The sequence below is a fragment of the Roseburia sp. MSJ-14 genome (assembly GCF_018918225.1).
In the GTDB taxonomy this organism is placed as follows: Bacteria; Bacillota; Clostridia; order Lachnospirales; family Lachnospiraceae; genus Petralouisia.
Genome location: NZ_JAHLQD010000037.1, coordinates 24059 through 44609 on the forward strand (window position 1 = coordinate 24059; position 20551 = coordinate 44609).

Annotated in this window: 22 protein-coding genes, 2 tRNA genes, 1 rRNA gene and 2 riboswitches; of the genes, 24 read left to right on the plus strand and 1 reads right to left on the minus strand. The window is 38.9% G+C overall.

The genetic code is table 11. The features are described from left to right. Positions 1-30 precede the first annotated feature (30 nt). The 6 genes from KQI83_RS12315 to KQI83_RS12340 all read left to right on the plus strand — a co-directional run bounded on the left by KQI83_RS12315 (position 31) and on the right by KQI83_RS12340 (position 6277). Positions 31-1350, plus strand: coding sequence for an SPFH domain-containing protein (locus tag KQI83_RS12315; RefSeq protein WP_216558496.1), 1320 nt, complete (start codon positions 31-33; stop codon positions 1348-1350). Between the two features lie 23 nt (positions 1351-1373). After that, positions 1374-2450: a TFIIB-type zinc ribbon-containing protein gene (locus KQI83_RS12320; RefSeq protein WP_216558500.1), complete on the plus strand. Its 1077-nt coding sequence runs from the start codon at positions 1374-1376 to the stop codon at positions 2448-2450. Further along, a complete protein-coding gene (locus KQI83_RS12325; RefSeq protein ID WP_216558503.1) occupies positions 2447-3226 on the plus strand; it encodes a TPM domain-containing protein in 780 nt (259 codons plus the stop codon). Before KQI83_RS12320 ends, KQI83_RS12325 begins: the two co-directional genes overlap by 4 nt. A 101-nt stretch (positions 3227-3327) precedes the next feature. Next, entirely contained in the window at positions 3328-3771 is a 444-nt protein-coding gene (locus KQI83_RS12330) for an ACT domain-containing protein (RefSeq protein WP_216558506.1), read from the plus strand. Positions 3772-3775: 4 nt separating this feature from the next. Continuing rightward, positions 3776-4978 (plus strand): homoserine dehydrogenase, encoded by a 1203-nt coding sequence (locus KQI83_RS12335; RefSeq protein ID WP_216558509.1) that lies wholly within the window; start codon positions 3776-3778, stop codon positions 4976-4978. A gap of 93 nt (positions 4979-5071) precedes the next feature. Then, the gene (locus KQI83_RS12340) at positions 5072-6277 is read left to right on the plus strand and encodes an aspartate kinase (protein ID WP_216558512.1); all 1206 of its coding nucleotides are present in this window, start codon (positions 5072-5074) and stop codon (positions 6275-6277) included. A 68-nt stretch (positions 6278-6345) separates the two neighbouring features. Here KQI83_RS12340 and KQI83_RS12345 read toward each other — a convergent pair whose 3' ends face one another. Beyond that, complete coding sequence (locus KQI83_RS12345) at positions 6346-6786, minus strand: DUF2752 domain-containing protein (protein ID WP_216558515.1); 441 nt, start codon at positions 6784-6786, stop codon at positions 6346-6348. Between the two features lie 150 nt (positions 6787-6936). On the opposite strand from KQI83_RS12345, the gene KQI83_RS12350 reads away from it, so the two are divergent. The 18 genes from KQI83_RS12350 to KQI83_RS12435 all read left to right on the plus strand — a co-directional run. Then, positions 6937-9234, plus strand: coding sequence for a Tex family protein (locus tag KQI83_RS12350; RefSeq protein WP_216558518.1), 2298 nt, complete (start codon positions 6937-6939; stop codon positions 9232-9234). 48 nt (positions 9235-9282) lie between these two features. Then, positions 9283-9426: riboswitch (FMN riboswitch) on the plus strand. A 91-nt stretch (positions 9427-9517) separates the two neighbouring features. Then, positions 9518-10141, plus strand: coding sequence for an ECF transporter S component (locus KQI83_RS12355; RefSeq protein WP_216558521.1), 624 nt, complete (start codon positions 9518-9520; stop codon positions 10139-10141). A gap of 24 nt (positions 10142-10165) precedes the next feature. Further along, positions 10166-10291, plus strand: a riboswitch (FMN riboswitch). Positions 10292-10381: 90 nt separating this feature from the next. Further along, entirely contained in the window at positions 10382-11497 is a 1116-nt protein-coding gene (ribD, locus tag KQI83_RS12360) for a bifunctional diaminohydroxyphosphoribosylaminopyrimidine deaminase/5-amino-6-(5-phosphoribosylamino)uracil reductase RibD (protein ID WP_216558524.1), read from the plus strand. Continuing rightward, positions 11479-12126, plus strand: coding sequence for a riboflavin synthase (gene ribE, locus KQI83_RS12365; RefSeq protein ID WP_216558527.1), 648 nt, complete (start codon positions 11479-11481; stop codon positions 12124-12126). The genes ribD and ribE overlap by 19 nt, the downstream gene beginning before the upstream one ends. A gap of 24 nt (positions 12127-12150) precedes the next feature. After that, positions 12151-13353, plus strand: coding sequence for a bifunctional 3,4-dihydroxy-2-butanone-4-phosphate synthase/GTP cyclohydrolase II (locus tag KQI83_RS12370; RefSeq protein WP_216558530.1), 1203 nt, complete (start codon positions 12151-12153; stop codon positions 13351-13353). Positions 13354-13432: 79 nt separating this feature from the next. After that, positions 13433-13894 carry a 6,7-dimethyl-8-ribityllumazine synthase gene (ribH, locus tag KQI83_RS12375; protein WP_216558533.1) on the plus strand — a complete coding sequence of 154 codons (462 nt, stop codon included), beginning with the start codon at positions 13433-13435 and terminating at the stop codon, positions 13892-13894. 162 nt (positions 13895-14056) lie between these two features. Continuing rightward, the gene (locus tag KQI83_RS12380) at positions 14057-14554 is read left to right on the plus strand and encodes a YcxB family protein (protein ID WP_216558536.1); all 498 of its coding nucleotides are present in this window, start codon (positions 14057-14059) and stop codon (positions 14552-14554) included. Between the two features lie 9 nt (positions 14555-14563). After that, entirely contained in the window at positions 14564-14995 is a 432-nt protein-coding gene (gene tsaE / locus KQI83_RS12385; protein ID WP_216558541.1) for a tRNA (adenosine(37)-N6)-threonylcarbamoyltransferase complex ATPase subunit type 1 TsaE, read from the plus strand. Next, on the plus strand, positions 14992-15708 hold the full coding sequence (gene tsaB / locus KQI83_RS12390; RefSeq protein WP_216558544.1) for a tRNA (adenosine(37)-N6)-threonylcarbamoyltransferase complex dimerization subunit type 1 TsaB: 717 nt from the start codon (positions 14992-14994) through the stop codon (positions 15706-15708). The genes tsaE and tsaB overlap by 4 nt, the downstream gene beginning before the upstream one ends. Next, the gene (rimI, locus tag KQI83_RS12395) at positions 15695-16156 is read left to right on the plus strand and encodes a ribosomal protein S18-alanine N-acetyltransferase (protein ID WP_253295616.1); all 462 of its coding nucleotides are present in this window, start codon (positions 15695-15697) and stop codon (positions 16154-16156) included. Before tsaB ends, rimI begins: the two co-directional genes overlap by 14 nt. Before the next feature lie 44 nt (positions 16157-16200). Beyond that, entirely contained in the window at positions 16201-16428 is a 228-nt protein-coding gene (locus KQI83_RS12400) for a hypothetical protein (protein WP_216558548.1), read from the plus strand. A gap of 11 nt (positions 16429-16439) precedes the next feature. Next, positions 16440-17345 carry a ribonuclease Z gene (locus tag KQI83_RS12405; RefSeq protein WP_216558551.1) on the plus strand — a complete coding sequence of 302 codons (906 nt, stop codon included), beginning with the start codon at positions 16440-16442 and terminating at the stop codon, positions 17343-17345. 27 nt (positions 17346-17372) lie between these two features. After that, positions 17373-17918, plus strand: a complete 546-nt coding sequence (locus KQI83_RS12410; protein ID WP_216558554.1) for a DUF6715 family protein — start codon at positions 17373-17375, stop codon at positions 17916-17918. Positions 17919-17955: 37 nt separating this feature from the next. Further along, positions 17956-18987 carry a tRNA (adenosine(37)-N6)-threonylcarbamoyltransferase complex transferase subunit TsaD gene (gene tsaD / locus KQI83_RS12415; protein WP_216558556.1) on the plus strand — a complete coding sequence of 344 codons (1032 nt, stop codon included), beginning with the start codon at positions 17956-17958 and terminating at the stop codon, positions 18985-18987. A gap of 8 nt (positions 18988-18995) precedes the next feature. Next, positions 18996-19721 carry a 2-C-methyl-D-erythritol 4-phosphate cytidylyltransferase gene (gene ispD / locus KQI83_RS12420; protein WP_216558559.1) on the plus strand — a complete coding sequence of 242 codons (726 nt, stop codon included), beginning with the start codon at positions 18996-18998 and terminating at the stop codon, positions 19719-19721. 124 nt (positions 19722-19845) lie between these two features. Then, a tRNA-Ser gene (locus KQI83_RS12425) sits at positions 19846-19931 on the plus strand. Between the two features lie 85 nt (positions 19932-20016). Further along, positions 20017-20106: transfer RNA gene (locus tag KQI83_RS12430), tRNA-Ser, on the plus strand. 377 nt (positions 20107-20483) lie between these two features. Continuing rightward, a 16S ribosomal RNA gene (locus KQI83_RS12435) occupies positions 20484-20551 on the plus strand; the annotation flags it as partial.

The following is a 20551-nucleotide window of genomic DNA, read 5'->3' on the forward strand; positions in this document are numbered from 1 at the left end:
ATAAATAAAACAAAAATCAGGAGGTTCGTTATGGGATTAATTAAAGCAGCAGCAGCGGCAGTCGGAGGAGCATTAGCAGATCAGTGGTTAGAGGTTTATGAACCAGATGATATGGGAGACCAGACCGTCTTTACCAGAGGAGTAATGATTCGAAAAGGTGAGAACAAAAAAGGAACAGACAATACCGTATCCAATGGTTCTGTGATTCATGTATATGACAACCAGTTTATGATGTTAGTAGATGGTGGTAAGATTGTGGATTACACTGCTGAACCGGGATATTATAAGGTAGACAATTCCTCTTTACCATCTTTATTCAATGGACAGTTAAAGGATACTTTAAAAGAATCCTTTGGCAGAATTAAGTTTGGTGGACAGACACCTACCCAGCAAAAAGTATTTTACATTAATTTGCAGGAAATCAAAGGAATTAAGTTTGGAACCAGAAATCCAATCAATTATTTCGACAGTTTCTATAACGCAGAGTTATTCTTGCGTGCTCACGGAACGTATTCTGTAAAAATCGTAGATCCACTTCGTTTTTATGCAGAAGCAATTCCAAGAAATAAAGATCATGTAGAAATTACAGATATCAATGAACAGTATATTTCCGAATTTTTAGAAGCATTGCAGACAGCAATCAATCAGCTGTCCGCAGACGGTATGCGTATTTCCTTTGTACCATCTAAGGGACGTGAATTAAGCAAATACATGTCTCAGATTCTGGATGAAGACTGGAATCAAATGCGTGGTATGGAAATACAGGCAGTTGGTATTGCAAGCATTTCTTATGATGATGAATCAAAAGAATTAATCAATAGTAGAAATGAAGGTGCAATGTTGAGTGATCCGGCAATTGCACAGGGCTATATGGTGAAAAATCTTTCACAGGGTGTAAAAGATGCAGGTTCCAATAGTGCAGGAGCAATGACTGGATTTATGGGAGTTGGAATGGGAGCAAATGCCATGAGTGGTATGATGAATGGATTTTCACAGATGAATCCAAACGGACAGCCACAGGCACCAGTGCAGCCACAGCAGCAAAATACCAATGACTTCCATGTAGGCGGAGCTGTTCCGGTTCAGCCACAGGCACAAAGTCCGGCAGGAGAAGCAGAGTGGGCTTGCGAATGTGGAGCAACCAATACAGGAAAATTCTGCTCCGAATGCGGAAAACCAAAGCCAATTATTCAGACAGAGTGGACATGTGCGTGTGGAGCAGTAAACAGTGGAAAGTTCTGTTCCGAATGTGGAAAACCAAAGCCGGTAGATAATGGAGAGTGGACATGTGCATGCGGAGCAACCAATACAGGAAAATTCTGCTCCGAATGTGGAAAACCAAGAGCATAAGAGAAAGGTAAGGGAGAGTACCAATGGCAGTAGTAAGTTATAAGTGTCCTCACTGTGGCGGTGAGTTGATTTTTAGCCCGACTACGCAGAAATATAAATGCGAATACTGTCTTTCTGATTTTTCTCAAGAAGAATTAGAAGCATTAAAGCCGGAGGAAGGCAGTGAAGAAAAAGCGGTAAACTTTGAGGAAGATACACAAGAAGAAAATACCACAGAAAAAGAAACACAGGAGGCAGTGATTTATCACTGCCCAAGCTGTGGTGCGGAAATTGTAACAGATGAGACAACAGCAGCAACATTTTGCTATTATTGTCATAATCCGGTGGTGTTGTCAGGAAGGGTATCCGGCGAGTTTTTGCCGGATAAAATTATTCCGTTTGCTATTGATAAAAAACAGGCAACAGAGAAGTTTTTAGACTATGTACATAGTAAGAAGTTTGTACCAAAGGCATTTTTTAACAAACAACAGATTGAAAAGATTTCCGGTGTATATTTTCCATATTGGATGGTAGATATGGATATGGAAGGCTCTATGCAGGCAGAGGGCAGAAATGTCCGTGTATGGCGAAGCGGAGATACAGAGTATACCGAGACAAAGGTATACTGCGTAGAACGTGAAGGTGATGTTCATTTAGAGGACATTACCAAGAATGCATTAAAGAAGTCAAACGCTAAGCTGGCAGAGGGAGTACTTCCGTATGATGTCAGTAAGGTACAGAAGTTTCATATGGGATTTTTGTCCGGGTTTTTAGCAGAAAAGCGTGACATTGAAAGAACAGAGCTAAACAAACAGGTGCAGCAGGAAGCCAATGAGTATGGTGAAAAGATTTTGCGAGGAACGGTAAAAGGATATTCTTCCATATCGGTAAAAAGCTGTCATTTGAATCAGACACAGGAAAATTGGGATTACACCATGCTTCCTGTCTGGACCGTTACCTATAAAGGAAAAAATGGAAAAATGTATTATTATTCCATGAATGGCCAGGATGGAAAAGTATACGGAGAACTTCCGATTGATTACAAAAAAGTATGGATACTGGGTGGAATTGTTTTTGGAGTGGTATTAATTTTGGCATTGATGGGGGGATATCTGTTATGAGAATGAGAAAAAAGCAAAGTACATATTTTGAGGGTAAAAAAGTTATACTGGCATTGCTGCTTACCTGTATCTTTGTGATGGGAAGCGGATTTTCAGCAAATGCAGCTAATAGTCAGGTGACAGATCAGGCAGGTTTATTAAGTCAGTCCGAAATAGAGGAAATAGAATCCCAGATAGAAAAGATGGAAGAAAAAACCGGCTGGGATGTAATGGCGGTTACTACAGATGATGCCGAAGGAATGGATGCAACCTATTATGCCGAAAAGTGGTTTGATGATTATACTACTTGCGATGATGGAATCATCTTTTTCGTTGATATGGATAATCGAGAGCTTATCATGCGAACCTTTGGAGAAGCAATTGATTGTATCAACGATGCCAAAAGAGATAATATTTTGGATGCAGGCTATGAAAAAGTAAGCGATGAAGAATACGGAAAAGCCTTTGAAGCAATGCTGAAAAAAACGGCAAAATATGTATATCGTCAGATTACACCGGTAGAAGCAGGAATTGCTTTTATAATAGCAATTGCAGCAGGTGGACTGACCATTGGATGTATTATCGGTTCTTATCGTTTGAAATTTGGTGGTTATAAATATTCAATTGAGAAAAATGGAAGTGTAAAATTAAGAAAAAAAGAAGATGCTTTTGTAAATCAGTTTGTTACCCACAGACATATTCCGAAATCAGACGGAAGTGGTGGAAGTGGCGGAAAAACAACCACACATGTTGGCGCCGGAGGAAGAGTATCCGGTGGCGGAAGTAGGAAATTTTAGTAATAAAATAGAAAAAGGTGTTGCATTGCATGCATAAATATGCTAACATCTTTCCTATGAGCACAAATGTATTTCACAGACAAACACACCAGGAGGGCAAAATGCAAGAAAAAACAAAATATTTTGTTTTGAAGAAAAAAGCTGTTCCTGAGGTATTGTTGAAGGTGGTTGAAGCGAAGAGGCTTTTGGAATCAGAGCGGGCTGAATCTGTACAGGAAGCAACTGATATGGTTGGAATCAGCAGAAGCTCTTTTTATAAGTATAAAGATGACATCTTTCCATTTCATGACAATGCCAAGGGAAAGACGATTACCATGGTGATACAGATGGATGATGAACCGGGACTTTTGTCAGTTGTTCTTAGGATTGTAGCAGATTTTCATGCAAACATTCTTACGATTCATCAGAGTATACCCGTTAATGGAATTGCTTCGCTGACCTTAAGCGTTGATGTGCTGCCAGATACAAAGAATGTGTCCCAGATGGTGGAAAACATTGAGCAACAGGAAGGCATACATTATTTAAAAATTTTAGCCAGGGAGTGACAACATGATCAAGATAGCGATTTTAGGTTATGGAACTATCGGTTCCGGAGTAGTAGAAGTATTAAACACAAATAGAGAAAGCATTGCCAAGCGTGCAGGCGATGAAATCGAAGTAAAGTACATATTAGATTTACGGGATTTCCCGGGAGATCCAATGGCAGATAAAGTAGTTCATGATTATGATATAATTGCCAATGATGAAGAGGTACAGGTAGTAGTAGAAGCAATGGGTGGCGTAGAGCCGGCATACACATTTGTAAAACGTGCCTTAATGGCAGGAAAAAATGTAGCTACTTCCAATAAAGCATTAGTGGCAAAACACGGAGCAGAACTTCTTGCAATTGCAAAAGAGAAGGATATTAACTTCTTATTTGAAGCAAGTGTAGGAGGAGGGATTCCGATTATTCGTCCTTTGAATTCTTCTTTAACAGCAGATGAAATCGAAGAAATTACCGGAATCTTAAATGGTACAACCAACTATATGTTAAGCAAAATGACCTTTGAAGGACTTGAATTTGATGATGTGTTAAAAGACGCACAGTCTAGAGGATATGCAGAGGCAGACCCAACCGCAGATATTGAAGGTTATGATGCTTGTCGTAAGATTGCTATTTTAACTTCCTTGGTATGTGGACAACAGGTAGATTTTGAAGAAATTTATACAGAAGGAATCACCAAGATTACAGCAACAGATATTAAGTATGCAAAAGCAATGGGCAGAGTAATTAAGTTGCTTGCTACCAGCAAGAAGGTAGGAGACAGTTATTATGCTATGGTAGCACCATTTATGTTGTCACAGCAGCATCCATTATTTAGCGTTAATGATGTATTTAATGCGATTTTTGTACATGGAAACGTATTAGGAGATGCTATGTTTTACGGAAGTGGAGCAGGAAAGCTTCCAACTGCAAGTGCAGTAGTTGCTGATATTGTAGACATTGCAAAGCATTTACATAGAAATATTATGATTTCCTGGAGTTCCAAGAAGTTAGAATTGGTAGATTGTAAAAAGGCAAGTAGCCGTTTCTTCGTAAGAACAACAGACAGCGAAGAAGAGGTAACAGCAATATTTGGAAATGTGGAATTTGTGAAAGTTCCGGAAATTACAGACGAAGTTGGATTCGTAACAGATGTATTGACGGAAGAAGAGTTTGAAGAGAAGTCAGCAAAACTCAAAAATATGCGTCAACGCATTCGTGTAGAATAGAAATGAAAAATGAATTCCATATTACAAAAAAGCATATAATATAATGTGTTTTATGTTAAAGAAGTAGGATAATAGGGAATTCGGGAGAAAGATATGCTGATTGTAAAAAAGTTCGGTGGAAGTTCTGTTGCCGACAAAGAAAGAATTTTTCATGTTGCAAAAAGATGTATCGAAGAATATCAGAATGGAAATGACGTAGTGGTGGTTTTGTCCGCAATGGGCAAAACCACAGATCATTTAATCGAGATGGCGAAGAATATTAATCCCAATCCATCCAAACGTGAATTGGATATGTTGCTTGCAACAGGTGAACAGACTTCGGTAGCCTTAATGTCCATGGCAATGTCCGCATTAGGAGTGCCATCGGTTTCTTTAAATGCATTTCAAGTTGTAATGCATACATCATCCAGTTATGGAAATGCTCGTTTTAAGCGAATAGATACAGAACGGATTCAACATGAGTTGGAATCTCGTAAAATTGTAATTATAACTGGTTTTCAGGGAGTCAATAAGTATGATGATATTACTACATTGGGGCGTGGCGGTTCCGATACCACAGCAGTTGCCTTAGCAGCAGCACTTCATGCAGATGCATGTGAGATTTATACAGATGTGGAAGGTGTCTATACAGCAGATCCCAGAATTGTGCCGCAAGCTAAGAAATTAAAAGAAATTACTTATGATGAGATGTTAGAATTGGCAACACTTGGAGCAAAGGTTCTACACAATCGTTCTGTGGAAATGGCAAAGAAGTATGGAGTTCAGCTGGTAGTTCGTTCCAGCCTGAATAATGCAGAAGGAACCGTTGTGAAGGAGGAAACAGACGTGGAAAGTATGCTGATTAGTGGTGTGGCAGTAGACAAAAATGCTGCACGAATTGCAATCATCGGAGTAGAAGATACACCGGGAATCGCATTTAAGATATTTGATTTATTGGCAAAGCATAATATTAATGTAGATGTAATCCTTCAGTCCATTGGACGCGATGGCAGTAAGGACATTTCTTTTACAGTAGCAAGAGATGATTTAAAAGAAGCAGTTGCTATTTTAGAAGAGAATAAGAATCGTATTACTGCAAAAGAAATTAAGTTTGACGATACAGTTGCCAAAGTATCTATTGTAGGTGCAGGCGTACAGTCAAATCCGGGTGTGGCAGCACAGATGTTTGAAGCCCTTTACAATGTGGGAATCAATATCCGAATGATTGTTACCTCTGAGATTCGTATTACCGTGTTAATCAACGAAGAAGATGTGGAAAAGGCAATGCGGGCAGTACACGATAAATTTATGGAAGAATAAACCACGCGAAAATTGCGTAAATGAAATCCTTATGTATGGAGAAACCATTTCCAATACATAAGGATTTTTTAAAGAGTATAGTTTCCGAGAAGGTCAATCTGCCATACAAGCAACAGTACATTTTTTACAATAAAATTTAAAACTACAATGGCAAGGGCAATCCATAGATACATGTCACGGTAGTGTAGTCCGATTTTTAATTTATGTTTTGAAACACGTTCCACTGTCTGACTGATAAGAAACCATCCCCCAAGAAGAAAGGTGTAAGGCACAATGGGATGACAGACAAAAGAATTCCACAGGTGTCCATGAAAAAAAGCAGAGATAGCACGAGTACCTCCACAACCAGGGCAATAGATACCAAAAAGCATGTGTATGAGACAAGGCCCATTTGCTTGAAAAAGTGAAGGCATTTTCTTCAAAAGTATATAAATAATAAATAAAATGATGACAAAAAACCAGCCAATGTAAAAAAGGGCGGTTTCTTCCTTTTTTCGTTCACGTTTCATATAAATTTTCCTTTAATCGTTATTACCATTTGCAGTATAACGGTTCTTTTTTTATTTGTCAAAAAGGTATTTCTTGAAACCAATTTCTAAATCCGCTATAATAGGAAAAGAATGCATTTGCATAGAATTCAAAAGCAAGGGAGAACTAGAATGGATATAATTGCAAAACTGGCAGAAGAATTGAATATTCGTAAGAATCAGGCAGAAGCTGCCGTAAAATTAATTGACGAAGGAAACACCATTCCTTTTATTTCCAGATATCGTAAAGAAGCTACTGGAGCATTAAACGATGAGGTGCTTCGTAATCTGTATGAAAGACTGAACTATTTGCGTAACCTGGAAGAGAAAAAGGGACAGGTATTAGCAAGCATAGAAGAACAGGGAAAATTGACAGAAGAGCTGAAACATCAGATTTTAGCAGCAGAGACATTGGTGGTAGTAGAAGACTTGTATCGTCCATATCGACCAAAGCGTCGTACGCGTGCAACGATTGCCAAAGAAAAAGGATTAGAGCCGCTGGCAAATATAATTATGCAGCAGGAAACAGATAAGACATTAGAAGAAGAGGCGAAAGCATTCTTAAATCCGGAAAAAGAGGTAAATACAACACAGGATGCTATTAATGGTGCCATGGACATTCTTGCGGAAAGTATTTCCGATGAAGCAGATTATCGAAAATATATCCGAAAAGTTACCATGGAAAGAGGAAAAATCACATCCACAGCCAAAGATCCAAAAGCAGAATCTGTATACGAAATGTATTATGAATTTGAAGAAGGTCTTGCAAAACTGGCAGGACATCGAATACTTGCATTGAATCGTGGTGAGGCAGAGAAAGTCCTTACTGTGAAAATCGAAGCTCCAACAGAAGATATTTTAAGATACTTAGAAAAGAAGGTCATTGAAAAGGACAACCCTAATACAACACCTGCATTGAAAGCAGTAGTAGAAGACAGCTATAAACGTCTGATTGCACCTGCCATTGAACGAGAGATTCGTAATGAATTAACAGAAAAGGCAGAAGATGGAGCAATTAAGGTATTTGGTAAGAACTTAGAGCAGCTCTTAATGCAGCCACCAATTGCTGGAAAAGTAGTACTTGGATGGGACCCGGCATTCCGTACCGGATGTAAACTTGCGGTAGTAGATTCCACGGGAAAAGTATTAGATACCGTAGTCATTTACCCAACAGCTCCACAGAATAAAGTAGAAGAGTCTAAAAAGATATTAAAACAGTTAATTCAAAAATATGATATATCCCTTATTTCGGTAGGAAATGGAACAGCATCCCGTGAATCCGAAATGGTAATTGTGGATTTGCTAAAAGAGATTCCAAAACCGGTACAGTATGTAATTGTAAACGAAGCAGGAGCTTCTGTGTATTCAGCAAGTAAGTTGGCAACAGAAGAGTTTCCTAATTTTGATGTAGGACAAAGAAGTGCTGCATCCATTGCAAGACGTTTACAAGATCCATTAGCAGAGTTGGTAAAGATTGATCCAAAATCCATCGGAGTCGGACAGTATCAGCATGATATGAACCAAAAGAAGTTAAGCGAGACATTAGGCGGTGTAGTAGAAGATTGCGTAAATAAGGTTGGTGTAGACCTTAACACAGCATCTGCATCTCTGTTAGAATACATTTCCGGAATCAGTAAAGTCATTGCAAAAAATATCGTAGCATATCGAGAAGAAAACGGACGATTCCTGACTCGTGCGCAACTATTAAAAGTGGCAAAATTAGGTCCAAAGGCATACGAGCAGTGTGCAGGATTTATGCGAATTGCAGATGGTAAAAATCCACTAGACGGAACCAGTGTGCATCCGGAAAGTTATGATGCAACCAAGAAGTTGTTGGAAAAATTGGGCTACACCATGGAAGATGTTAAAAATCGTAATGTAGAGGGGATTTCTAAGAAAATTGCAGATTATGATGCATTAGCAGAAGAATTAGGAATCGGTGCACTTACACTGGAGGATATTGTAAGAGAACTGGAAAAACCGGCGCGTGACCCTCGTGAAGATATGCCAAAACCAATTTTGCGAAGCGACGTGTTAGAAATCAAAGATTTAAAACCGGGTATGATTCTAAAAGGAACCGTTCGAAATGTAATTGACTTTGGTGCCTTTGTAGATATCGGAGTGCATCAGGATGGACTGGTACATCTTTCTGAAATCTGTGACCGTTTTATCAAGCATCCATTAGAGGCAGTCAGCGTAGGTGATATTGTAGACGTACAGGTGCTTTCCGTAGATGAGAAAAAGCAACGTATTCAGCTTACCATGAAAATCGGTGGTGGCAAGTCAGAGGTGCAGAAGAAAGAAGAACGCAAAGAAAAGCAAAAAACGACGAAGCCGACACAAAAGCCGAAAAACGGACAACGTAATCGTAGAAATAATGATAGAGTACGCAAAGGAAACAATTTCTTTGATGGAATTATCATTGAGTAGTTGACAGAATGAAAAAGTGCGAGTACAATACGTTTTAGAAAACAAAATAAAGTTCTTCAGGGCAGGGTGACTTTTTAAAAGAATTCCCGACCGACGGTGATACCACAATGTGGGCAAGTCCGTGAGCCATAATGGCAGGATATTGGTGCGAATCCAAAACCGACAGTACAGTCTGGATGAGAGAAGAAGTGATATAGAACAATAAGTAGATACAAGCCCTGAGAAGATTAATTCTCAGGGCTTTTTGTATACACAAGTAATGGTAAGAAAAGGAGCGATAAGAATGGATACTGTAAACACAACAACGGTAAGAAATGGGAAAAGAGTAAATGTTTGGAAGATGACAATGACAGCTATGTTGTCAGCAATTGCATTTATCTTAATGTTTTTAGATTTTTCTACACCATTTATGCCGAACTTTATAAAAATGGATTTGTCAGAACTTCCGGCATTAGTAGGAACTTTTGCAATGGGACCCATTAGTGGAGTGGTAATTTGTCTCATTAAGAATTTGCTTCACTTATTTATGACAGATACTGCAGGAGTAGGAGAACTTTCTAATTTTATTTTAGGAGCAGCATTTGTACTTCCGGCAGGTTTGGTTTACAAGAAATGGAAGGGAAAAAAGAGCGCAGTTTTCGGAGCATTACTGGGAGCACTTCTGATGGCATTAATTAGTATCGTATCTAATTATTTTATTGTATATCCGGTGTATTACAATTTTCTCCCGAAGGAAACAATCTTAGCAGCATATCAGGCAATTTTTTCAGGAGTAGATAACATTCTGGAGTGTTTGATTATCTTTAATGCGCCATTTACCTTTGTAAAAGGATTGTTCAGTGTAATTATCACATTGGTGATTTACAAGCCGTTATCTCCATTTTTAAAAGGAAACTATAGAAAATAAAAAACAAAAATAAAAAGAGAATATAGAAATCTTCAGGGCAGGGTGCAATTCCCTACCGGCGGTAAAGCCCGCGAGCACTAAGGTGCAGATTCGGTGAGCTACAAAGCAACTCCGAAGCCGACAGTATAGTCTGGATGAAAGAAGATGACAGGCATGAAAACTTATGCGTGTTTTACTTACCCTGAGATTTGGTTTTTGCCGGTCTTGGGGTTTTTTTATGCAATAGTTAGGAGAATGAAAATGCAGGAAAAAGAAAAATATATGCAACGAGTGTTAGAACTTGCTGCGCAAGGAATGGGGAAAACATCTCCCAACCCTATGGTGGGATGTGTGGTAGTAAAGAACGGAGAGGTGATTTCCGAAGGATTCCATGAACAATACGGTGGATTTCATGCAGAGCGAAACGCTTTGCTAAAATGTGGAACAGAAGCAGAAGGCGCAGACTTATATGTGAACTTAGAACCCTGTTGTCATCAGGGAAAGACACCGCCATGTACAGACATTATTATAGAAAAAAAGATAAAGCGCGTATTTGTAGGGTGTCGGGATTCTAACCCATTAGTGGCAGGAAAAGGAATTAAAATCTTAGAAGGACATGGAATTGAAGTAGAAACAGGAATTTTAGAAAAAGAGTGCCGGGCACTCAACGAAGTGTTTTTTCATTACATAGAGACTGGGATGCCATTTGTGGCAATGAAATATGCCATGACATTAGATGGAAAAATTGCATGTGAAACGGGAGATTCTAAGTGGGTAACAGGAGAAAGTGCCAGAAATAAAGTGCAGCAGTTGCGCAATCAATACCGTGGAATTATGGCAGGAATCGGAACCGTTCTGGCAGATAATCCGATGTTGAACTGTCGTATCCCACAGGGGAGAAATCCTATTCGTATTATCTGTGATTCACAGGTGCGAATACCGGAAAACAGTCAGATAGTAACAACTGCCCCAGAACAGGAAACCATCCTGGCATATTGTCAGGGCGATTCAGAAAAAATAGCGCGATTAAAGCAACAGGGACTCCATATGTTACCTGTTTCCAAAAATAAACAAGGACAACTAAATTTAAAAGAGCTGATGCAAAAATTAGCAGAGCAAAAAATAGACAGTATTTTATTAGAAGGCGGAGGAACCTTAAATGCCTCCATGTTATCAGAACAGTTGGTGCAAAGAGTATATGCATTTATTGCTCCTAAATTAGTAGCGGGAGCAACGGCAAAGTCCCCGATAGAAGGGAACGGAATAGAGAAAATGCAGGATGCGATTAAGCTTCAAAATGTAGAAACCATAATATATGGGGAAGATATCTGCATTACAGGAAGGGTAGGTGAGAAAACGTGTTCACTGGAATTGTAGAAGAAACAGGAATCATAGAGTCTATCCGAAAACAAGGTGTTTCGGCAATGATTCAGATTGGGTGTAACAAAGTGCTGGAAGGCACAAAGTTAGGAGATAGCATAGCGGTTAACGGTGTATGCCTTACCGTAGTAAAACTGGAAAAAGATGGTTTCTGGGCAGATGTTATGACAGAAACCATGCACCGCAGTAGTTTATCCCAGATAAAGGCAAAAGACCATGTGAATTTGGAAAGAGCAATGGCGGCAGATGGAAGATTCGGAGGACATATCGTTTCCGGACATATTGATGGAACCGGAAGTGTTGTTCAAATTCGTCCGGAAGAAAATGCAGTTTGGTACACCATAGAAGCGGCACCGGAATTATTACGCTACATCGTGGAAAAAGGCTCCATTGCCATAGATGGTATCAGTCTTACCGTAGCGAAGGTATCAGAAAAAAACTTTCAGGTATCCATTATTCCACATACCAGACAAGAAACCACATTGTCAGAAAAACAGATAGGAAATATCGTAAATTTAGAATGTGACATCATAGGAAAATATGTAGAACGCTTTGTGGGTGGAGCCAAGAAACAGCAAGAAAGTAAAGTCACAGAAGAATTTTTACAAAAATATGGATTTTGTTAATGTTATTCGTCAGGAGGAGAAAAAATGAAGAACACAACAGATAGTATTGAACAGGCATTGGAAGATATTCGCCAGGGAAAAATTGTCATGGTCATTGATGACCCGGACAGAGAAAACGAAGGAGATTTTATTTGTGCAGCAGAATTTGCCACACCGGAAAATGTAAATTTTATGGCAACGCATGGAAAAGGCTTGATTTGTATGCCTATGAGTAAAGAATTGTGTCAGCAGCTGGGATTAAAACAGATGGTAGAGCAGAACACAGATAATCATCAGACAGCATTTACCATATCCATTGATGAAGTAGATACAGACACGGGAATTTCAGCTTATGAACGTTCCAAGACAGCGTTAGCTACGGTAAAAGAGGGAGCAAAACCGGAGGATTTTCGCAGACCGGGGCACATGTTTCCATTAGAAGCCAGAGAAGGCGGTGTGTTGAAAAGAACAGGACACACAGAAGCAACGGTAGATTTGGCAGTACTTGCAGGATTAAAACCTTGTGGACTTTGTTGCGAAATCATGAGAGAAGACGGAACCATGATGCGCACCACAGAATTATTGCAGTTGGCAGAAAAGTTCGGCTTAACCGTGATTACCATTGCAGATTTAGTTCGCTATCGTATGGAACGCGACAGCTTAGTTCGATGCGAGGCTCATGCAAAGCTTCCAACAAAATATGGAGAATTTGAAATATACGGTTATGAAAATAAGTTAAATGGAGAGCATCATGTAGCACTTGTTATGGGAAATATTTCAGACGGAGCACCGGTACTTTGCCGTGTACATTCCGAGTGCCTTACCGGAGATGTTTTCGGTTCAGGAAGATGTGATTGCGGAGAACAGTTAGATACAGCCATGAAGGTTATTGCAAAAGAAGGAAGAGGCATATTGCTTTATATGCGACAGGAAGGAAGAGGAATTGGACTGATTAACAAGCTAAAAGCATATGAACTTCAGGAGCAAGGCTTAGATACCGTAGAGGCAAATATTCGTTTGGGATTTGCTCCGGATCTTCGCGACTATGGCATCGGAGCACAGATATTAAATGATTTAGGAGCACATAAGCTACGTCTTTTGACCAATAACCCGAAAAAAATCAGTGGCTTATCCGGCTATGGTATTACCATAGAAGAACGAGTGCCGATTCAGATGCCTGCGAAGAAAACGGATTTATTTTATCTAAAGACCAAACAAGATAAAATGCAGCATATGACTACATATTAGAAAACAATGTGAAAAAAATCACAAAGTATAAAAGTATTTTTTAATAAAAAGCAAGATAAAAAAGAAAAGAGGAAGAAAAATGAAAGTATTAGAAGGAAATGTAGTAGCACAGGGAATCAAAGTAGGAATTGTAGCAGCAAGATTTAACGAATTTATTGTATCAAAATTAATCGGCGGAGCACAGGATGCCTTAGTTCGCCATGGAGTTTCCGATGATGATATTACCTTAGCATGGGTACCGGGAGCATTTGAAATTCCGGTAATTGCTCAGAAGATGGCAGAAAGCGGAAAGTATGATGCCATTGTTTGTGTGGGAGCAGTAATCAAAGGCTCTACCAGCCATTATGATTATGTGTGTGCAGAAGTCAGCAAAGGAATTGCAACCGTAGGATTAAAAACAGAAGTACCGGTAACATTTGGGGTACTGACTACGGATAATATTGAGCAGGCAATCGAACGTGCAGGTACAAAAGCAGGAAACAAGGGATACGATGCAGCATGCACCGCAATAGAAATGGTAAATTTAATCAAGAATATGTAAAAAGTAAAATAGAAAAATAAGTTTAACAGAAAGTCTGACTATGAAACAAAAAAGATGTTTGATAGTCGGGCTTTTTATGTTGGGGACTTTTAATCTTCCGTTGACCTATTTTTGTAAAAAGGTTATACTATATGCGAAGAAAATAGAAATGGAGAAATACAGATGAGCACAGAATTTGATGTGACAATTACTTGGAAAGATATGTACCGATTTAATCTGTATCATGCCTACCATGGATTTCAGGGGATATTTGCAACGGTAATAGGAATTTTGGTACTGGTAGTGGCAGGTTTAACAGCAGGAAAAGTAGATACCATGTATACTGTGTTGTATGCAATTTTCGGAGTAGTATTTTTGGTATATGTACCGGGAAGTTTATACATCCGTTCCAAACAGCAGATATTGTTATCCGATGTGCTGAAACAGGCACTTCATTATAAAGTTGACGAAGAAGGCATACATGTATCGCAAAATGATCAGACGGCAGACCTTTTGTGGAATCAGATTTATAAAATTGTTTCAACAAAAAGTAACTTGCTTATTTACAGTAGCAGAGTAAATGCCTATGTGATTCCAAGAGATGTAATAGGCGCAGAATATGAAACAGTAGCAAGTCTTGCAAAAGACCATTTAGAAAAATATCGTCTGAAGTTAAAATAGGAGAAATATATGATAAAAGAAACATTTTCCCCGGAAGAAACATTTTTGTTTGGAAAAGAATTAGGTGAAAATGCAAAACCGGGAGAAGTATATACACTAATAGGAGACTTAGGTGTAGGAAAAACAGTACTAACTCAGGGAATTGCAAAGGGACTGGATATCGACGAACCAATTAACAGTCCGACCTTTACAATTGTTCAAGTATATGAGGAGGGCAGAATGCCCTTTTACCATTTTGATGTATATCGAATTGGCGATATTGAAGAAATGGATGAGATTGGTTACGAAGACTATTTTTACGGTCAGGGACTTACCATGATTGAATGGGCAAATCTAATAGAAGAAATTTTGCCGGATCATTATAAAGAGATAAAAATAGAAAAAGACTTAGAAAAAGGTTTTGATTATCGTAGAATTACAATAAATGAGGTAGAAAAATGAGAATATTAGGATTGGACAGTTCTGGATTAGTAGCAAGTGTTGCGCTGGTTGAGGACGATAATATGTTAGCGGAATATACAGTAAATTATAAAAAGACACATTCCCAGACATTACTGCCTATGTTAGATGAAATAGCAAAAATGATAGAGTTGGACTTAAATACCATAGATGCCATAGCAATTTCCGGCGGTCCGGGCTCCTTTACCGGACTTCGTATCGGTTCAGCAACAGCCAAAGGACTAGGATTTGCTTTGAAAAAGCCATTAATCCAGATACCTACCGTAGATGGGCTGGCATATAATCTGTATGGATGCAAGGATATGGTGTGCCCATTAATGGATGCAAGAAGAAATCAGACTTATACAGGCTTGTATCGCTTTGATGCAGAAGGCATGCATGTGCTAGAGCCACAGTGCGCAGTGGGAATTAATGAGATTCTTGCAAAAATAAATGATTTGGGACAAGCCGTAGTGTTTTTAGGAGATGGTGTACCTGTATTTCGTGACTATATCAAGGAAAACTGCAAGGTACCGTATTCCTTTGCACCGGCGCATATGAACAAACAGCGGGCAGGTGCAGTAGCAGCCCTGGGAGAAAAATATTATCAAGAAGGCAAAGTGCAGACGGCAGAAGAACACAGACCGGATTATTTAAGGCTTTCACAGGCAGAACGAGAACGTATGGAGAAAGAAAAAGCCAATGGACAAGCCTAGTGTTATAGTGACAAAAATGCAAAAAAATGACATAGGGCAAGTAGCTGAAATCGAATCACAGGTATTTTCGATGCCATGGTCAAAACAAGGCTTCCTGGATGCATTAAACCAGGATACCATATTTGTAGTAGCAAAGCACCAACAAAAGGTATTAGGATATTGCGGAATGTACTGTTCCTTTGAAGAAGGCGAGATTACCAATGTTGCAGTCAGTCCACAAGTACAGAAGCAAGGGATTGGGAAAAAGATAATTTCAGGTTTACTGGAGTTGGCAAAAGAAAAGAAAATTACTCGTATCGTATTAGAAGTGAGAGTATCCAACGCGCCAGCCATTCAATTGTATGAGAAATTCGGATTTCAAAGTGTGGGGGTTCGAAAAGGATTTTATGAAAAACCAAGGGAAGATGCCATGATTATGGTGCTGGAACAGATTCCCTCTTTTCAATAAGACGCTGTACCACCTATAATAGAAATCGATTAGGAGGATGACAGATGAGAACGGAAAACGGAGAAATCAGATGCAATTGTTGTGAGAAAAAAATACAGAAAAACGGAGAAATCCACACAGAGGAATTTTTTCATGTAGAAAAAGTGTGGGGATATTTTTCAAAGAAAGATGGAGAAAAGCAGGAGTTTGATGTATGTGAGGAATGTTACGATAAGTGGACATCTTCTTTTAAAATTCCTGTGCAAAAACAAGAAGTGACAGAATTCATTTGAAAGGAAATATTATGCTAGATGTATGTTTATTAGGAACAGCTGGAATGATGCCCCTTCCATATCGATGGCTTACGTCATTAATGACAAGATATAATGGAAGCAGTTTACTTATTGACTGCGGAGAGGGCACACAAATTGCTATAAAAGAAAAAGGATGGAGTACAAAGCCAATAGACGTGATGTGTTTTACCCATTATCACGCAGACCATATCAGCGGGCTGCCGGGACTTTTACTTAGTATGGGAAATGCAGACAGAACAGAACCATTGACCATGATAGGACCAAGAGGATTGGAAAAAGTAGTAAATTCCCTTCGAGTGATAGCACCGGATTTACCATTTCAGCTGGAGTTTATTGAATTGACAGAACCATTAGAAAAAATGGAAATAAAGGGATATCATATTACAGCATTCAAGGTAAATCATAAAATCACCTGCTATGGATATACCGTAGAAATACCAAGAGCCGGACAATTTCAGCTGGAAAAGGTACAAGAACTGGGGATTCCGAGAAATTATTGGAGTAAACTGCAAAAAGGTGCTACGATAGAATTAGAAGGAAAAACCTATACACCGGATATGGTATTAGGCGAGCCGAGAAAAGGAATCAAAGTAACCTACTGTACCGATACAAGACCAACACCGGCTATTACGGAACAAGCAAAAAATGCCGATTTATTAATTATAGAAGGTATGTATGCGGAAAAAGAAAAGTTGGCAAAAGCAAAGCAATATAAGCACATGACCTTTTATGAGGCAGCACAAATTGCAAAAGATGCAGAAGTATCCGAGATGTGGTTAACACATTTCAGTCCATCTTTGGTAAGGGCAGAAGAATATATGGGAGAAGTGCGAAAAATTTATCCCAATGCTCATCTTGGAAAAGATGGAAAAACAGTAGAACTAGATTTCCAGTAGAAAACAAAGGATGAAGGAGGGGATTCTATGAAAAAGAATCTGCGTACAATTATTATTGTGGTATTATGTGCAGGGTTATGTATTGGATATTATTATTATTTATCCAATCGCGACAAAGGGAAAGAGACAAATCTTACAGAAGTAGAACAGGTAATTACAAAAGATTTGGATAAGTCCTATCCAAAAACAGCAAGAGAAGTAGTAAAATTTTACAATCGAATCTTGAAGTGTTATTACAACGAAGAACACACCGAAAAGGAATTAGAACAACTGACAGAGCAGGCAAGAAAATTAATGGATCAAGAACTTCAGGAAAAAAATCCGGAAGATACTTATCTCACAGCAGTAAAGGCAGACATAAAGTCTTATGCAGATGAAGATAAAACCATTACCAGTTATACAATAGACAGCACCAACGAAGTAACATATAAGACAGTAAACGGTCAGGAGTGCGCCTATGTAGAAGTGTCTTATTTTGTTCAAGAAAAAAAAGGTGCCAATAAAGCAAGCCAGACCTATGTGCTCCGCAAGGATGCAAATGGAAACTGGAAAATTTTGGGATTTTACCAATAAGTAATAGTAATAAAGAAGTTATAGGAAGGAAAGAAACATGACAAGCAGTAAACAGGATGTAGTAATACTGGCAATCGAAAGCTCATGCGACGAAACAGCAGCGGCAGTAGTGCGTAATGGAAGAGAAGTGTTGTCAAATGTAATCTCATCTCAAATTGCATTACATACGTTGTATGGAGGCGTAGTGCCGGAAATTGCATCCAGAAAGCATATAGAAAAAATAAATCAGGTAATCGAAGAAGCACTAAAAGAAGCAGAAATGACATTAGAAGAAATGGATGCCATAGCAGTTACCTATGGACCGGGATTGGTAGGTGCACTTTTAGTTGGAGTAGCAGAGGCAAAGGCGATTGCATATGCGGCAAAAAAGCCTTTAATCGGTGTGCACCATATTGAAGGTCATATCAGTGCCAATTATATTGAAAATAAAGAACTGGAACCTCCATTTTTATGTCTTGTAGTATCAGGAGGTCATACGCATCTTGTAAAAGTTGCAGATTATGGAAAATACGAGATATTAGGAAGAACCAGAGATGATGCAGCAGGCGAAGCCTTTGATAAAGTAGCCCGTGCAATCGGATTGGGGTATCCGGGAGGACCAAAAATTGAAAAGGTATCCAAAGAAGGCAATTCGGAGGCAATTGCATTCCCAAGAGCGAAAGTAGCAGAAGATCCGTATGATTTTAGTTTCAGCGGTGTAAAATCCGCAGTTTTGAATTACATAAATGGATGTAAAATGAAAAATATTCCCATTGTACAGGCAGATATAGCAGCATCTTTCCAAAAAGCAGTGACAGATGTGTTAATTGACCATGCAATGATGGCAGTAGATGAATTTGGAATAAAGAAATTTGCTATTGCAGGAGGGGTTGCCTCCAATGGAACCTTGCGTAATGGAATGAAAGAAGCCTGTCAGAAAAAGGGAGTGGAGTTTTATCATCCATCACCTATTTTCTGTACTGATAACGCAGCTATGATAGGTGCGGCAGCCTATTATGAATATATAGCAGGAAAAAGAGATGGTTGGGACTTAAACGCAGTTCCTAACTTAAAATTAGGAGAACGATAGGAGGCAGTATGGCAAAGCCGAAATACGCAGCCATAGTTCTTTCTGCCGGAAGAGGAAAACGTATGAACAGCACCGTGCCAAAGCAATACTTATTGCTAAATGGGAAACCGGTGCTGTATTATTCTCTTTTAGCATTTGAAAAGAGTATGGTAGATGAGATAATACTGGTAACAGGAAAAGAAGAAATTTCTTATTGTCAAAAAGAAATTATTGAAAAGTACAATATAAAAAAAGTGAAGGCGATAGTATCAGGAGGAAAAGAACGCTATCACTCTGTTTTTTGCGGATTACAAGCCTTAGAAAAAGAAGAAAGCACTGCACAATACGTTATGATCCATGATGGTGCAAGACCGTTTATTGATGATGCAATCATAGAAAGGTGCGCCCAAGGAGTAGAAAAGTATAAAGCATGTGTAGCGGGAATGCCTGTAAAAGATACGATAAAAATAGCAGATGAAGATTTATTTGCCGTTCAAACTCCAAACAGAAGCAATGTATGGATGGTGCAGACCCCACAAACATTTGAAAGAACAATGATATGGGATACATATAAAACGATTATTGCAGAAGAACAGTCAGGAAAAACAATTTCTGTAACAGACGATGCTATGGTAGTAGAAAAAATGACAGATTACAAAGTAAAAATGATTTTAGGGTCGTATGAAAATATCAAGATAACTACTCCGGAAGATTTACAGATTGCGCAGTTATTCTGCGATAAAAGGCAGTATTAATCGTGCTGTATTTAGTAGTGCATTTATAAAAAAGAAAAAAAGTAGAAAAAATTCAAAAATTCTATTGACAGTTACGAATTATTTTGTTAGAATCATATCTGCGCTGTAAAAAGCGGGACAATCCGGAGAGGTGTCCGAGTGGTTTAAGGAGCTGGTCTTGAAAACCAGTGATTCCGAAAGGGACCGTGGGTTCGAATCCCACCTTCTCCGTTTAAAGAACCATTTCCGCAAGCGCAAATAGTGATGCGAATCACGAAAGAAATTGAATATTAGTTATAGATATTCAGCCAATTATGGAGAAGTACCCAAGCTGGCCGAAGGGACACCCCTGGAAAGGGTGCAGGTCGTTAACAGCGGCGCGAGGGTTCAAATCCCTCCTTCTCCGTTCCTTGATGTTCTATCAACACTGAGAAACAAAAAAGTTTTAAAAAAGTGTTGACAAAGAAATGAAAAAGTGATAGAATAATCAAGCTGGTCGAACAAAAGAGATTAAAAACGATTAAGTTCGACAAAAAAAATAAAAAGTTTTAAAAAGTTGTTGACAAAAGCGAATGATTGTGATAAGGTATAGAAGTTGTCGCTTGAGACAGCAAAACAAACAACCTTGATAACTGAACAGTGAAACAACCTTGAAAGATTCTAAGAGTTTTCGCCTGATAAGGCGGAAAAGTCAGTAAAAACTGACAGAATTTTTTGCAGGACAGCATCAATAGATGCGACCTTAAAACAGTAAGCCAGAAAAGATTCTGGTTAGGAAAAACTTTTTTAGAGAGTTTGATCCTGGCTCAGGATGAACGCTGGCGGCGTGCTTAACACATGCAAGTCGAACG